Below are 13017 nucleotides of genomic sequence, written 5' to 3'. Positions count from 1 at the left end.
TTCAGGCAGTCTGCCTGCCGTCAACGCCCCCGCGCCCGACAGTGGAAGCCCCAGAAGCTTACCGGGGCGGCTTCCAATAAATGCCGAAAGCAGCGAGTTGCTCTTCCGACTGTCTTACTCGTTCGGCAGCATTCACTTCAGACTGCACAGCCGTCAGTGCCGCCAGAATCTCGACGGCGGCGAACGCCGGCGCCATGCTGCGAAAGAACGACTGCGAATTTGCCGTAACGATGATGGTCTCCCGCGCGATCCGGGCCAGCGGCGACACGCTGCTGTCGGTGATTGCCACCACGCCGACACCCTGCCTGGCCGACTGGCGCGCCACGTCGATCGTCGTTCGTTCATAAGGCGACATGCCCACAGCAAGGAGCACGTCGCCGCGTCCCGCGCCCTGCAAGGCATCCAGACCATGTCCGCCTATCTCGCCGACAAGCGTCACCTTGCGGTCGCCGCCAGCCAGAAACGACATGATGTGAACGAAGTGGCTGGCGACCGGATAACCGGAGCGCGCGCCGAGACCAAACAGATTGCGTGATCGTGCAAGGAGGTCTGCGGCGGCGATGAATTGCGAGGCATTGCCGTACTCACCCAGACTTGAAACCTGCGCCGCGAGCGTGTCGGCGACAACCCCTGCAGTCGAATATCCGGGAACGCCACCCTGGTCGGCACCCCGTCGCACCGGCTCACCGGCGCCTGTCTCACGCAGCGCGCGCGCATAAAGGCTGCGCATATCCTCATAGCCTTCAAGGCCAAGCCATCGCGCCAACCGCATCATCGTGCTGTGCGAAACGCCGGCCTGATGCGCCTGCTCGCGCATCGACATCAGTGCGACATCCTTAGGATGGTCCAGCACGAAACGCGCGGCGACCCGCAGCTGCGGCGGCATATTCTCGAACCGTTCGACCAACAGCTCCGCCAAAGGACCTTGTTCCATTCTGCCATACCCCATTTACCCCGATGGCAGGTTACTCCTCCAATGGTGGCAATGCAACAGTTGGAACCGAACTGGTTCATATATTCCAAGTGGACTTTCATTTTCGATCACGCTGCCTTAAGCTGCTTTCGCAACCTGCCGGATCGCGTCGACGTGATTCCGGAGTTTGTAACTTGAATGGTCCCTCAAGGAGACAATGATGGCTACCCCTCCCATTACGTCCGGCGCTGCCGGGTCGCCGGAACAGAACCTGGACAAGATGATCAAGCATCAGGAGCGCATGTTTAGCCTCGAGATCACAAAAGAGATCGCGAAGTCCCAACATGACATGCTGATGAGCACCGCGAGGACGCTCGGCCAGTCGGCCGAAAAGGCCTAAGGCGGGATTCTCGAACCATGCGCCGCCGCAAGCACCCGGCGGCGCACGTCCACGGCACGAACGCTTCGATGCCGTTGCCAGGCTGCGTCTGAATTGTCATCAGCGGGAGATGAAGTGGCATGACCGCTCATTCTAACGGCAAAGATTGGGCTAACGGCAAAGATTGGGCTATCGGCCGCACCCCGGCATCGCGACATTCCGTTGCGCTCAGCGTAACGCAGGGATTTCACGCGGGCGCCCAACTCAGCCTGGTCGAGCCTCTGTATACGGTCGGCTCGAGCACGGAGTCCGAAATAGTCCTCAGGGACGCCGGCATCGCGCCGGTCCACGCAAGGTTGCGGCGCAAGGGCAGCCAGATTGAAATCGAAGCCGTCGGCGGCGATGTCACGCTCGCCACCGGCGAGATCATCCGTGAAGGCCAGGGCCGCCGCTGCAAGCTGCCGCTTTCGATGAGCATCGGCGATGCCCAAATCCGGCTGGTCAACCCGGAACGCCCGCCGAATCGCTGGTCTGTTTCCAATCGCCCCCTGCTGGTTGCGGGCAGCGTTCTCTTTGCCGTTTTCGCTGTTTCCGTCGCCGCCAATGGGTTCTCCTTCGCCGAGCCCGACATTGGCAAAAAGTTGTCCGCTCAAGTCGATAAACCGATCACGTTGGCCCTCGCTGGCGAGGCCGGGCAGAGTGTTCTGGACGATCCATCGCCGACACAAGCCCCCAGCGCCGCCGACGCGGAACGCCAGCTCAAGCTGCGCCTCGAGCAATCCGGCATCAGCACATTGACCGTTCAGCAATCACCTGGACGGCTCGTGGTCTCGGGCATGATCGCCAATGACAAGAATGCTGCCTGGACCGAAACGCAATCCTGGTTCGACCAGGCGTTCGGCGCGCACATCTCCCTCGCCTCCAATGTCATGATCGGCAACGCCGAGCAGGCTCCGCGCCTGAGGCTGCAGGCGATCTGGTATGGCGAGCGGCCCTATGTCATCGCCATCGACGGCGCGCGCTATCATGAGGGCGCATTCACCAATGACGGCTGGACCATCAAGCGCATTGGCGAGACGGAACTTCTCCTGACGAAGGGCGGCGCCACGGTCGCGCTGAAATATCCGTGAACCGCCGGCTTGAAGGCCCGCGTTTCGATACGGCAAGGATGGACACAACCGGCCGCGACGTGCGGCAGGCGGAAGGCGTGCGCGGTCAGGCAATCAACCGTCGGCGGATGAATGGCGTCGACAAGGCCGCAAGCCGGGCCCAGGGAGCGACATCGGCCGCTGGCATGGAAAAGCCAGGAACCGCGGAATTCCAGTCCTCTCGGGGCACGAACAGCGAATCGCTCGACGAGGCGCTCATCAACTTCGTCATGCCTGGTATTCCCGAGCCAGCCATCCTGCGTCGCTCGGTAGCCATCCTCCAGCATTTTGTAACGCATCTGGTTCCCGGCCTTGAGGGTGGCGAGCAACTCAAGACGCTCGCCAGAACGCTGATGGAGGATGAAATCGAGCGTCATCGCGATCTGCTTGCCCGGATACAGGAAGGAATCGAAACCTGACTGATCCGCATGACACAGTGCATCTGCTGCATGTCCTGGGCTATCTCTACGGGTGTCACGGGCAGGCAAAGCGGGGCGCGGCATACCTGCTCATCGCGGCGCAGCTGTCACCGGGAAATGCCGGCGTTCTGCGCACGCTGGCGCATCTGCTCATACTCGATGGCGAAGCGGACAAGGCGCTTGCCACCATAGCCAGGCTGGAGACGCTGGAGGGAATGGACCACCCGACGCTGGCGTTGCTGAAGAGCCGAGCATTGCTTGTGGCCGGCCGCAAGGCCGAGGCGCACAATGCCTTGCGGAGCTTCCTGTCGCATCGAGCCGCCGAATGACGGTATCGGAACGCCTTCTGGACTTCCTTGCCAAGCTGTCACGCCGCAGCGATCTGGTCATCGCCATCCTGATGCTCGTTGCAGTGGTGATGATGCTCATTCCATTGCCGACCTTCCTCGTCGACATTCTCATCACCGCCAATATCGCCGTCAGCGTGCTTATCCTGCTGGCTTCGTTTTATGTTTCTCATCCGCTCCAGTTCTCGTCGCTGCCATCGGTCATCCTCATCGCCACCTTGTTCCGGCTGGCGATCACGATCACGACCACGCGACTGATCCTCCTCCAGGCCGACGCAGGCGAGATCGTTTCCGCCTTCGGTAGTTTCGTCGTCGGCGGCAGTATTGCCGTGGGCCTGGTGATCTTCCTGATCATCACCGTTGCGCAGTTCATCGTGGTTGCGCGGGGTGCGGAACGCGTTGCCGAAGTTGCCGCGCGCTTTACGCTCGATGCGCTGCCCGGCAAGCAGATGAGCATCGATGCGGAGTTGCGCAACGGAGACATCGATCAGGCGGAGGCACGCCGGCTTCGCCAGCAGCTTGAGCGTGAAAGCCAGTTGTTTGGCGCGATGGATGGCGCCATGAAATTCGTCAAGGGCGACGTCATCGCCGGCATTGTCATCATTCTGGTCAACCTGATCGGCGGTTTCGCGATCGGAACGCTGCAGCACGATATGTCGCTGGGCGACGCCGCCGTTACCTACTCACTGCTCACGGTGGGTGACGGGCTGATCGCGCAGATACCGGCACTGCTTGTCGCCGTGGCCGCCGGCACGATGGTGACGCGCGTCGGCAGCTCGGACGGCACGAGCGACCTTGGCAAGCAAATAACCAGTCAGCTACTACGCGACCCCCGTGCACTCGCACTCGCCGCGGTGATCATGGTCGGCCTTGCCGTAGTGCCGGGCTTTCCGTCCCTTGTGTTCCTGATCCTTGGTGCCTGCTTCGGCGCCGGCGCCTACGCCATCAACCGCCGCACCGCGGGGGAAGCCGAATTTAGGGATATCGGCCAGACCGCCATGGCCGAACAAGCCGGAAAACCGGCGTCGCTTTCATCAACGCCCGTGGCAGCACTGCCTTCTTCATCCCGCATCGTCGTGCGCTTCGGAACCGAACTCGGACGCTCGGTCCCGGAACCCGAATTCGCCTCGCTCGCTGATGGCGTGCGCGGCGAGCTTTTCGGCGATCTCGGTGTCGACGTTCCGGCTATCGGCCTGCAGGTCGACGAGAAGCTTTCAGCGAGAAGCATGCGCATCGATCTGGAGGGCGCACCCATCCTGGATGCTGAAATCCCCGCCGGCCGCGTTCTTGTCGAAGCGGACCCAACGCATCTCGATCTGCTCGATGTGACTTACGAAAACGGTTCTCCGGTTGCCGGCCAGCGCAAATTCATGTGGGTCGACGATCGCCACCTTTCGGCGTTGAAGGAAGCCGGATTCGTCTTCTCCACGCCGGCGCAAACAGCGGCCAGATGGACCGGAAATGCACTTCGGCTCTATGCCGGCCATTTCGTCGGGATCCAGGAGACCCGCAGGCTGCTGTCGGACATGGAGCCGGACTATGCGGATCTGGTCAGACAGGCGCAGGAGATCGTGCCGCTGCAGAAAATCGCCGAGGTGCTTCGGCGACTTGTCGGCGAAAACGTGCCGATCCGCAACCTGCGCCTGATCCTCGAAGCGCTGATCGAATGGGGTCAACGCGAACAGGACGTCGTTCTGCTTACGGAATATATCCGCACGTCCTTGAAACGCCAGATCAGCTTCCGCTTCGCTGGCCGTAACAACATCATCGCAGCCTATGTTCTGCAGCGCTCGGCCGAGGATGTCCTGCGAAACGCGGTGCAAAGCACATCGACCGGCACGTTCCTGAACCTTTCGGATGACGATGCACAGGCATTGATCGCCGAAATCGAACGAGCCTTGTCGCAGAACGCCACCGATGTCTCACCGGTCGTCCTCGCGGCGATGGATGTGCGCCGTCATATGCGAAGCCTGCTCACGCACAATGCCATCGAGCTTCCGGTCCTGTCCTTCGGGGAACTCGCACAGGAATTCAACGTCCAGCCATTGGCCACGATATCCGGCCGCTCGGGCGTGGCACGCAACGTCTCTCGATCGCTGCCGTCGGCTGAGGCGAAAGCCGTACAAGAGGCAGCCTCATGATGCCAGCCGGGCGGATTGGGACAATTGGGGGAACTACATGCTCAACAGGGGAACGGCATGACAATTCACGATACCGCAGCAGGCGTTCGATCCGCCACTTTCGCCGGGCGGATGCGCTGGCTCGCTATCGCGACAGTTGCCGTCTTGCTGGCGTTCTTGTTCACACATGCCGACGCGACGGCGCAGGATGTGCCGCCATTGCCGAGCCGGCCAACGGTCGACCTGCCGGTCGGACAAGGACGCCTGCTGCGCTTCAATGAACCCGTCGAATCGGTCCTGATCGCCGACACCACGATCGCCGACCTTCAGGTCGTGTCGCCGGGGATGGTCTATGTCTTCGGCCTGAAACCCGGCCTGACCAACCTGATTGCAATCACGGCCGATGAGCGGGTCGAGGCAACGGCCCAGTTCCGCGTCACCCCCGACGTCACGCCTGCCAACGAAGCGAAAGCCGCGATGCAGCCGAACTCGGCGACAAATCTCTCGATTTTCGGGACCCGCATTGTTGCGACCGGCGAGGCACAAGGCGTCGAGGAGGCAACGGATGTCGACAATATCGCCCGCACGTTCTCGCCGCCGGAACAGCCTCCGCTGAACAACATGACCGTGCAGGGGTCGCAGCAGGTCAACATCCGGGTCCGTTTCGCCGAAGTCTCGCGCACCGAGTTGCAGTCCTACGGCGTCGACTGGTCTGTCGGATACAGGAGCGGCGGTTTTGAGTTCAACATGTTCCAGGACAATGGCGTGCCCTCCGGCACCGGCAATCTTGGTTTGAGCATGGACCAGGCGCAGGGCGTCAACTTCGACATTCTCATCGAAGCGCTGCAACGCAACGGCGTTGTCAAGATACTGGCCGAACCGAACCTGACAGCGATGACCGGTCAGACCGCGAGCTTTCTTGCCGGCGGCGAAATCCCGGTTCCGATTCCGCAAGGAACGGACGTCGTTACCGTTCAATACAAGTCGTTCGGCGTTTCCCTCGGGTTCACCCCTACGCTGATCGGCCGCGATCGCATTGCGCTCCATGTTCAGCCGGAAGTCAGTTCCTTGTCGGAAGCAGGCTCAGTCAGCGCCAATGGCTTTGCCATGCCGAGTTTCGTCGTGCGCAGGGCTGACACCACGGTCGAAGTGGCGAGCGGCCAGACCTTTGCGATCGCCGGCCTTTTCCAGCAGCGGACCTCGCGTAATCTGGAAAAGTTTCCGGTTCTCGGCGATGTGCCGGTGCTTGGCCCGCTTTTTCAGTCACAGCGCTTCCAGCGCGAAGAGACGGAACTGGTGATCCTGATCACGCCTTACCTGGTCGAGCCGGTGCGCGACAGCCTCGCCACGCCGCTCGACCGTCCGGCAGCCAAGCGCCACAGGAAGCGCGCCAATGACGCATCGGCGATGGGCCTGATCATCAAATAGCGGGGAACCGGACATGACATTTCGCATCGCATTGTGCTCTGTTCTTCCGGTGCTGCTTCTGGTCGGCTGCGCGAACGGCCGGCAGCAGCCGCAGGAATATTCTCCCGGCTACAGCTATGTTTCGACCGACACCGGCGGCTCGCAGAAGGGCGTCGGCGGCTCCATCCTTGCTCCCAATGCATGTCTGAACCAACCGGTCGATGACGACCGTTCTGCCGCTGCGACCAATCTGACGATCGTCACCGGCGTCGGCTCCCACCTGCCGCCCGGCTGCGCCAACGCCTACAATCTTCAACGCATGGCCGAAAGCCAGCGGGACCTCGTCGAGGGCCGGCGCATGGGGGCGGCGGCGGCCGTGCCGACGGCAAATGCCGCGCGGCGCTACCTCAATGGCGAAGAGGCGCCGATCGGAGGAGCCAACAGCGGGCCGCCGACGCCGCAAACAACGCTGCCAGTCGAGTGAGCCGATGCGGCCTTGCAAAAGCGCGTCGCGTTTGCGCGACATGCATTAGTTTGTCCGGTTGTTTGCGCGTCGGGCTCGACCCGACTTGGCTTTGCGCTTTCCGGACCGATGCGCTAGAGCGGTTCATCGTTTCACGGAAACGCCGAACCGCTCTATCTCCTTGTTTTTGCGCAATTCCCAAGGGAAAGCGCTATGCGCTTTTCCCGGGAAAATCGTTTCACACTTTTCCTGGAATTGCTCTAGCCGAGGATAGAGCCGAGCGCTTTCGCCCTTGCCTGTGTGCTGCCCTTCGACCGGATGGTTCTGGCACGCGCAAGCAAGGTATTCACCTCCTTGGTCGCCAGGCCGATCGGCGGCGAGGCCCTGACCTGATCGGCCTGGCCAAGAAGTCCGTAGACCACCACGACGTTGCGCTTGTGATGCAACTGCGCATTGGGTGCGGCGGAGATCTTCTGGACCAGCGGGAGTGCTGTGGCGGAATTGCCTTCGAGCGCCGCGGCCAACGCCATGTTGCTCTCGACGTCGAGATCCCCCGGCGCAAGTTTCAACGCCTGAGCAAAAGTGGTCTGCGCCTCCGCCGTCTGGCCGGCGAATGTCTGCGCCACGCCCAGCCTGATATAGGCGCTGCTGGTGTTGACCAGCGGCGCGGCCTGCGCGAGCGCGCGCATGCCGGCATCGATATCGCCCGTTTCCATCATCGCCGAGCCAAGCCCGAGCATTGCCCCTCCGTCATTGGGCGCTTTTGCCAGCGCGGCCTGATAGGCTCTAGCCGCCTCGGCGGGATAGCCCGCTCGCATATAGGCCTCGCCCGCCTTGACGAAGGCGCTCGGCTTGGCATCCGGCATCGCTGCCGCGCGCTGGTAGAGCGCGATTGCGGTGCCACTGTCTCCCTGCGCATGGATATCGTCCGCAAGCTTGATCAGACGCTCCGATTGCGACGACGGGCCCTGTGCCTTTGCCTGCTCGGTGTCGGTTTTGGTCGTCTGACAACCGGTCACCGCCAGCATGGCGACGACGGGCAAGAACACGACGTGCAGCCGCATATCCACCTCTCCGTATTCAAGCCCGCCGCACCTTACACACGGCCCTGGCCGACTGGAACCACAACAGTGCGATAAGATTGCAACATGGCCGAAGAAGCTGAGGAAAAGAAACTACCGGCGTCCGACAAGAAGCTTCGCGACGCTCGCCGCAAAGGCCAGGTTTCGCAGAGCCGCGACCTGGCCTCCGGCTTCACGCTTTTCGCAGCGCTTGGCTATCTTTATTTCGCCTGGCCGATGCTGTTCGGGCACCTTTCGGAACTCGTGCAGACCGTGACCATCCCCGGCGATTCGTTCGTTGAAGTCAGTCTGCGGGCCATCCGCCATTCTTTGTCATTGCTGATGCTTGCCACCTTGCCGCTCGTCGGAATCGTTGTCGTTCTCGCCGTGGTCTTCGGCATGCTGGGAACGTTCGGGCCGGTCTTCTCGTTTGAACCGCTCAAGCCGCAATTCGATCACATAAACCCGGCGAAGGGTCTTCAGAAGATCCTGTCGCTGCGCAACGTCGTCGAGTTCACCAAAGGCCTGGCCAAGGTGGTGTTGCTGGCCGGCCTGTTCGCATTCCTTTTGATCGCATGGCTGCAGCCGCTCTTCGATGCTCCGGGGTGCGCTCCGTCATGCCTGGAGCCAATTATCAAAGCGGTGCTGACACCGCTTGGAATTGCCGCCGCCCTGGCCTTTGTCGTCATCGGCGTGATCGATGTTCCTATTCAGCGCTGGCTGTTCCTGCGCGACATGCGCATGACGACAACCGAATACAAGCGCGAAAACAAGGACCTCGAAGGCGATCCGTTGATTCGACATGAACAGCAGCGACAGCGGCGTGAGGCCGTGATGCAACCGGCGAAGCTGGGCGTGAAAAACGCGGTCATCGTTTTCGTGTCCGGTGACCGCTCAGTGGCATTGCGTTACGTCAGGGGTGAAACGCCGGTGCCGACGGTCGTCGGCAAGGGCCAGGGCCGAGCGGCTGACGAGATGACGGCTCAAGCACGCCAGGCAGGTATTCCGGTGATCGAGGATGCGGCCGTCGCCGGCCCACTCTTCGAAAATACGAACACCGGAGCTTACATCGGCCAGGAGATGTTCCCACCGGTCGTACGCCATCTTGTCCGGCTCGGGCTCACTTGAGCCATGCGCGAACCGACCTTGCCGCAATGCCTGAGCAGCGCGGCAAGGTCAGCAGCGACAGCCGACTACTTGGCTGAACCCAACAGGACGTCGAGATCGACCGCGTCTGCCATTGCCTTGTATCCCGCGTCGTTGGGATGGAGGTTATCGCCGCAGTCGTAGTCGTCGCGCAGATACCCCGGCTTGGCCGGATCTTCCATCACCTTGTCGAAGTCGACCACGCCATCGAAGCCGCCGCCGGTGCGGATCCATTCGTTCACCGCGACGCGAATCTTTTCTTTCTCGGGCGTGTAGTAACCCTCGGTGGGAAGTCCTTTGAAGGTTTCGGCGAAGGGGGTCAACGTCGCGCCGACAATGCGTATGCCATGGGCGTGCGCGCGATCGATGAGTTGTTTGTATCCGGTGATGATGTCTTGCGCCGTCGGTTCCTTGTCGTCCGGCGTGATTGCATTTTCGCCGGGCCAGCCGATATCGTTGATGCCCATCATAAGGACGACAGTCGAGACTTTGGGATGGCTCAGTATATCAGAATCGAAACGTCCCAAGGCATTGACACCCATACCGTCGGTCAACATGCGATTGCCCGAAAAGGCTTCGTTGACCACCGCGACCTTGCGGTTGGCCTCCTGCAATCGCTTGGCGATATGGTCCGGCCAGCGATTATTGGCGTCAGGGGTCGAGCAATTCCCATCCGTGATGGAATCCCCGAAAAACACGATCGCCTCGGATTCCGGCACGGCGTCAACCCATATGTCGCTCAGAAACAGGCGCGATTTGAGTGTGCTGTCAGCCTTGAACGCAGCCTCGTTTGTGAAATTGCCCGGGCCGGAGATGTAGGCGGTTTGCACGCCATCCCAATGCACCGACGACAACGCCGTCTTCTTCGGCAGGAAAATGCTGACCGAGATTTCGGAAAGCGCTTCTGCCGAGAGAGCGATGGGGTCGCTGAGGATCGGAGCTCCCGGCGGAACGACCACAGAACTATTGCCGCCCCAGGTCAGAGGCTTCAAGGTCGCCTGATCGACGTTGCCGCCCTTGCCTGCTATTGCGACGCTGCCGGCACCGATGGTCAGCGACTTTTCGCCGAAAGCATTCGACAGCACGACCCGCACGCTATTGCCGCCAACGCTGATGCGGGCGACCTGGCGGACGGTCTGGTTCTCCAATACCTCCGGCACTCCGAAAGGCGCAGGAAGATCATCCGACCAGCGCGGAGCAGGTGTGGCAGCCCAAGTGGTGATCCAGGCTGCCTTTTCGGCGCCTTGTGCCGAAAAACCTGCAATCGCGGAACCGGCCGCCGCAGCTGCACATATCAGGATGATCTGACGTCGACGCCGATTCCTCCCTGCGGCGGTAGAAAGCTCCGATGAAACCTTATCCGTGAAAACCAAAGGCCTGTTGAGCCGCATTTTTATCTCCTCCTCGAGACATGCTGGTAATGCCGCCGCCGGGCTCATTATGACGGGCTGCCTAGGGAATGAAATTCGACTTCCGTGGCAATTTTGGACCAGCGTCAGGGGCAAGGATTGCCAGCGTGGAAACTGGAGCCGCCCTATAGTCAAAACTCACGTGCTGAAACGTCCGCTGCGCCCTCGCCGGATTCACTGGCGGACATCGATCCTCGGCCCCAATGTCTGGGTCATGACCCGCCGCACGACCTTGGCATCCGCGACATCGAGGCAGACGGTATCGACCAGGTATCGATACGCGACGATGTCGCGAGGCTCCAGCGCCTCAAAAGCGCGGTGCAGGAACGGCATGGAATAATGATGGTGTGGATAGAAGTTGTAACCGACCGCAACAGCCGAGTTCGCCAGGTTCGCGGCGCGATTGTGCTGTCCAAGAATAAACGGCGCCGGGCGGGCCGCATCGTAGTCAGGCGGCGTGATTGGCAGTTCGACTGGATAGGCGCACTCGTTCGTAAGCTTCATGATCTCGTAGTTGGACGAGGCAATTTCCGACGACTTTGGCTGCACCTTCCTGATCCCGATCTGGCCCCAGGCTGAGGTCGGAACGTGGCCGGATTCACGACGATATTCCTGATAGCCGAAGTGACGGGCATAGAGCAGATAGGAGGCGTCGCGGAAAAAGCTCGGTGCGACCCGCACCCAGTCACCTTCTTTCGTCAACGCCTCGAAATGTGCTTGCCGGATTTGCCTTGAATCGTACCAGCCGAGCCGCGCGTTATAAAAGACCGCGTCGCCGAATATGGTGACAACAATCCCGGTTACGATGGCAGTCGTGGAAAACGAACTTTCCTTCATTCTCGTCAGAGCCGCGACGATCAGACTGTTCAGGATGATCCAGTGCAGAAAAAGGGCGCCGCTCAGAAGGAATATCCCGATATGCATGATATCGAAGAACGCGGTCAGCCCGATGAGCCACCGCCTGCGCAAAAAAGCGAGAAAGCATAGAAGCTGCGCAGCAAGGATAACGACATTCATCGGAATCTGGACCGCCCTGACCGCTTCATAAGCATGAGCGAGCAGCGATTCGGAAATGCCCAGCGGGGCCGCGCCCAACCCGTACCCGGCCAGCATGATGGAACTGGTCGGGTTCTCCAGGATCCAGCTCAACGGCCCTCCGTCAAGCGTGACCTTGGCCATCCCGGACATGAAGTAGTTGCCAAAATGGGCGCCGATTCCGGCAAGCAGCAATATGCCGGCAGCCTGGGCCGCGAACTCCCTGGTTCCGAGTTCGTCAGGGTTGGGCAGGTACCTGGTGAAGGGCTTCAGCCGGCTCAAGCTCTGCAGCAGGCCAAGGCCCAACAGGCCACAGGCCAGGAAGAGACCGACCTCAATCAACGGCGCATAGTCGTTGCGGCCCAGTTCCACAGCATCGGAAACTGCCCGCGTGACGTTCTTGTGGAAGGCGAAATAGACCATCGGAAAAATGGCGAAGGATGGCCGCAGGATCGAAAAAATCGCCGCCACAAGTGCGATCAGGCGAGAATAGACGAGTACATTGCCCAACGCGTCGGCGCGAGCTGCGTCGGCAATGCCGAGTTCGTCTCCAAGCCCGAAGCTGAAGAGGCCCAGCGTTATCGACAGTCCGACGACGATGATGCGCGCAGCCCGCGCCTCGGCGGGATAGCGCACGAATGCAAAAAGGCAGCAAAGCAGAGCCAACCCGATGGCGCTGACCGTGGCGAGGGCAGGATCGTGCCACGCCACGCGGGATGCCGCCTTCTCGTACAACAGGATCGGAACGACCCCGCACAGGACCGGGAAAAAAAGAAGGGCTGCAAGGACATAACGCTCAACGGGTGAACGGTCGATGCCGACTGACGGCCAACGCCGGGCGCTGCCCGCTCCGATGCTCATCCCATGCTTCTCCCGTCTTCCGGAATTTTCGCCTCACCTGTTCGGTTTTCGGTGCTCACCTTCCGGGGGACGGGATGAGCCCTCACGCAGCCGCACGTTGCCGCCGGATATTGCTGCACTGCAACAGGATGCGTACTACAACCTAAACGCACAGGCAACGACGAAAGTTCAAGATGCCTCTGGCTCAATGCGCGCGCACAATTTGTGCCAATTACCGACTAAATGCCCGCGTTAAATTGCCGACCTGTCGCAATTTGGTACAACAACAGCAACAGCGATCGCCGCCCGCGTCACCGTGCCCGGTGTCGA

General features: G+C 61.1%; 13 protein-coding genes. 9 read left to right on the top strand and 4 right to left on the bottom strand.

Annotation, left to right across the window (positions count from 1 at the left end):
• Positions 1–58: 58 nt before the first annotated feature.
• On the bottom strand, positions 59–919 hold the full coding sequence (locus tag AC0L2C_RS24590; protein WP_287171958.1) for a MurR/RpiR family transcriptional regulator: 861 nt from the start codon (positions 917–919) through the stop codon (positions 59–61).
• Between the two features lie 214 nt (positions 920–1133).
• Between AC0L2C_RS24590 and AC0L2C_RS24585 the strand changes: the two genes are divergently transcribed.
• The 7 genes from AC0L2C_RS24585 (at position 1134) to AC0L2C_RS24555 (ending at position 7217) form a co-directional block, all read left to right on the top strand.
• On the top strand, positions 1134–1313 hold the full coding sequence (locus tag AC0L2C_RS24585) for a hypothetical protein (protein WP_023799517.1): 180 nt from the start codon (positions 1134–1136) through the stop codon (positions 1311–1313).
• 119 nt (positions 1314–1432) lie between these two features.
• Positions 1433–2422 carry a SctD/MshK family protein gene (locus tag AC0L2C_RS24580; protein ID WP_473524651.1) on the top strand — a complete coding sequence of 330 codons (990 nt, stop codon included), beginning with the start codon at positions 1433–1435 and terminating at the stop codon, positions 2420–2422.
• Positions 2423–2460: 38 nt separating this feature from the next.
• Positions 2461–2859 carry a hypothetical protein gene (locus tag AC0L2C_RS24575; RefSeq protein ID WP_128180306.1) on the top strand — a complete coding sequence of 133 codons (399 nt, stop codon included), beginning with the start codon at positions 2461–2463 and terminating at the stop codon, positions 2857–2859.
• A gap of 17 nt (positions 2860–2876) precedes the next feature.
• Positions 2877–3188 (top strand): tetratricopeptide repeat protein, encoded by a 312-nt coding sequence (locus AC0L2C_RS24570; protein WP_023799520.1) that lies wholly within the window; start codon positions 2877–2879, stop codon positions 3186–3188.
• The gene (gene sctV, locus AC0L2C_RS24565) at positions 3185–5347 is read left to right on the top strand and encodes a type III secretion system export apparatus subunit SctV (protein ID WP_473524650.1); all 2163 of its coding nucleotides are present in this window, start codon (positions 3185–3187) and stop codon (positions 5345–5347) included. Before AC0L2C_RS24570 ends, sctV begins: the two co-directional genes overlap by 4 nt.
• A gap of 57 nt (positions 5348–5404) precedes the next feature.
• Positions 5405–6754 (top strand): type II and III secretion system protein family protein, encoded by a 1350-nt coding sequence (locus tag AC0L2C_RS24560; RefSeq protein ID WP_473524649.1) that lies wholly within the window; start codon positions 5405–5407, stop codon positions 6752–6754.
• 13 nt (positions 6755–6767) lie between these two features.
• Entirely contained in the window at positions 6768–7217 is a 450-nt protein-coding gene (locus AC0L2C_RS24555) for a hypothetical protein (RefSeq protein ID WP_473524648.1), read from the top strand.
• A 239-nt stretch (positions 7218–7456) separates the two neighbouring features.
• On the opposite strand, the gene AC0L2C_RS24550 is transcribed toward AC0L2C_RS24555, so the two are convergent.
• A complete protein-coding gene (locus tag AC0L2C_RS24550) occupies positions 7457–8260 on the bottom strand; it encodes a tetratricopeptide repeat protein (protein WP_091590139.1) in 804 nt (267 codons plus the stop codon).
• A gap of 84 nt (positions 8261–8344) precedes the next feature.
• Between AC0L2C_RS24550 and AC0L2C_RS24545 the strand changes: the two genes are divergently transcribed.
• Positions 8345–9385: an EscU/YscU/HrcU family type III secretion system export apparatus switch protein gene (locus tag AC0L2C_RS24545; RefSeq protein WP_473524647.1), complete on the top strand. Its 1041-nt coding sequence runs from the start codon at positions 8345–8347 to the stop codon at positions 9383–9385.
• 65 nt (positions 9386–9450) lie between these two features.
• Here AC0L2C_RS24545 and AC0L2C_RS24540 read toward each other — a convergent pair whose 3' ends face one another.
• Together AC0L2C_RS24540 and AC0L2C_RS24535 are read right to left on the bottom strand one after the other, a co-directional pair.
• Positions 9451–10794: an SGNH/GDSL hydrolase family protein gene (locus tag AC0L2C_RS24540; protein ID WP_473524646.1), complete on the bottom strand. Its 1344-nt coding sequence runs from the start codon at positions 10792–10794 to the stop codon at positions 9451–9453.
• 192 nt (positions 10795–10986) lie between these two features.
• Positions 10987–12042: a hypothetical protein gene (locus AC0L2C_RS24535; protein ID WP_473524645.1), complete on the bottom strand. Its 1056-nt coding sequence runs from the start codon at positions 12040–12042 to the stop codon at positions 10987–10989.
• On the opposite strand from AC0L2C_RS24535, the gene AC0L2C_RS24530 reads away from it, so the two are divergent.
• On the top strand, positions 12016–12654 hold the full coding sequence (locus AC0L2C_RS24530; protein ID WP_473524644.1) for a hypothetical protein: 639 nt from the start codon (positions 12016–12018) through the stop codon (positions 12652–12654). The two genes, AC0L2C_RS24535 and AC0L2C_RS24530, sit on opposite strands and share 27 nt — an antisense overlap.
• Positions 12655–13017: the final 363 nt, after the last annotated feature.

Source organism: Mesorhizobium sp. WSM4845 (assembly GCF_055811455.1).
The sequence above is the reverse complement of the archived record's forward strand: the minus strand, read 5'-3'. Positions and strand labels throughout refer to the sequence as shown.

Excerpts from the sequence above, each read along its gene's own strand:
- AC0L2C_RS24585 (WP_023799517.1), top strand. The coding sequence starts at position 1,134 with ATGGCTACCCCTCCCATTACGTCCGGCGCTGCCGGGTCGCCGGAACAG.
- AC0L2C_RS24580 (WP_473524651.1), top strand. The coding sequence starts at position 1,433 with ATGACCGCTCATTCTAACGGCAAAGATTGGGCTAACGGCAAAGATTGG.
- AC0L2C_RS24575 (WP_128180306.1), top strand. The coding sequence starts at position 2,461 with ATGGACACAACCGGCCGCGACGTGCGGCAGGCGGAAGGCGTGCGCGGT.
- sctV (WP_473524650.1), top strand. The coding sequence starts at position 3,185 with ATGACGGTATCGGAACGCCTTCTGGACTTCCTTGCCAAGCTGTCACGC.
- AC0L2C_RS24560 (WP_473524649.1), top strand. The coding sequence starts at position 5,405 with ATGACAATTCACGATACCGCAGCAGGCGTTCGATCCGCCACTTTCGCC.
- AC0L2C_RS24555 (WP_473524648.1), top strand. The coding sequence starts at position 6,768 with ATGACATTTCGCATCGCATTGTGCTCTGTTCTTCCGGTGCTGCTTCTG.
- AC0L2C_RS24550 (WP_091590139.1), bottom strand. The coding sequence starts at position 8,260 with ATGCGGCTGCACGTCGTGTTCTTGCCCGTCGTCGCCATGCTGGCGGTG.
- AC0L2C_RS24545 (WP_473524647.1), top strand. The coding sequence starts at position 8,345 with ATGGCCGAAGAAGCTGAGGAAAAGAAACTACCGGCGTCCGACAAGAAG.
- AC0L2C_RS24540 (WP_473524646.1), bottom strand. The coding sequence starts at position 10,794 with ATGCGGCTCAACAGGCCTTTGGTTTTCACGGATAAGGTTTCATCGGAG.
- AC0L2C_RS24530 (WP_473524644.1), top strand. The coding sequence starts at position 12,016 with ATGGGCGCCGATTCCGGCAAGCAGCAATATGCCGGCAGCCTGGGCCGC.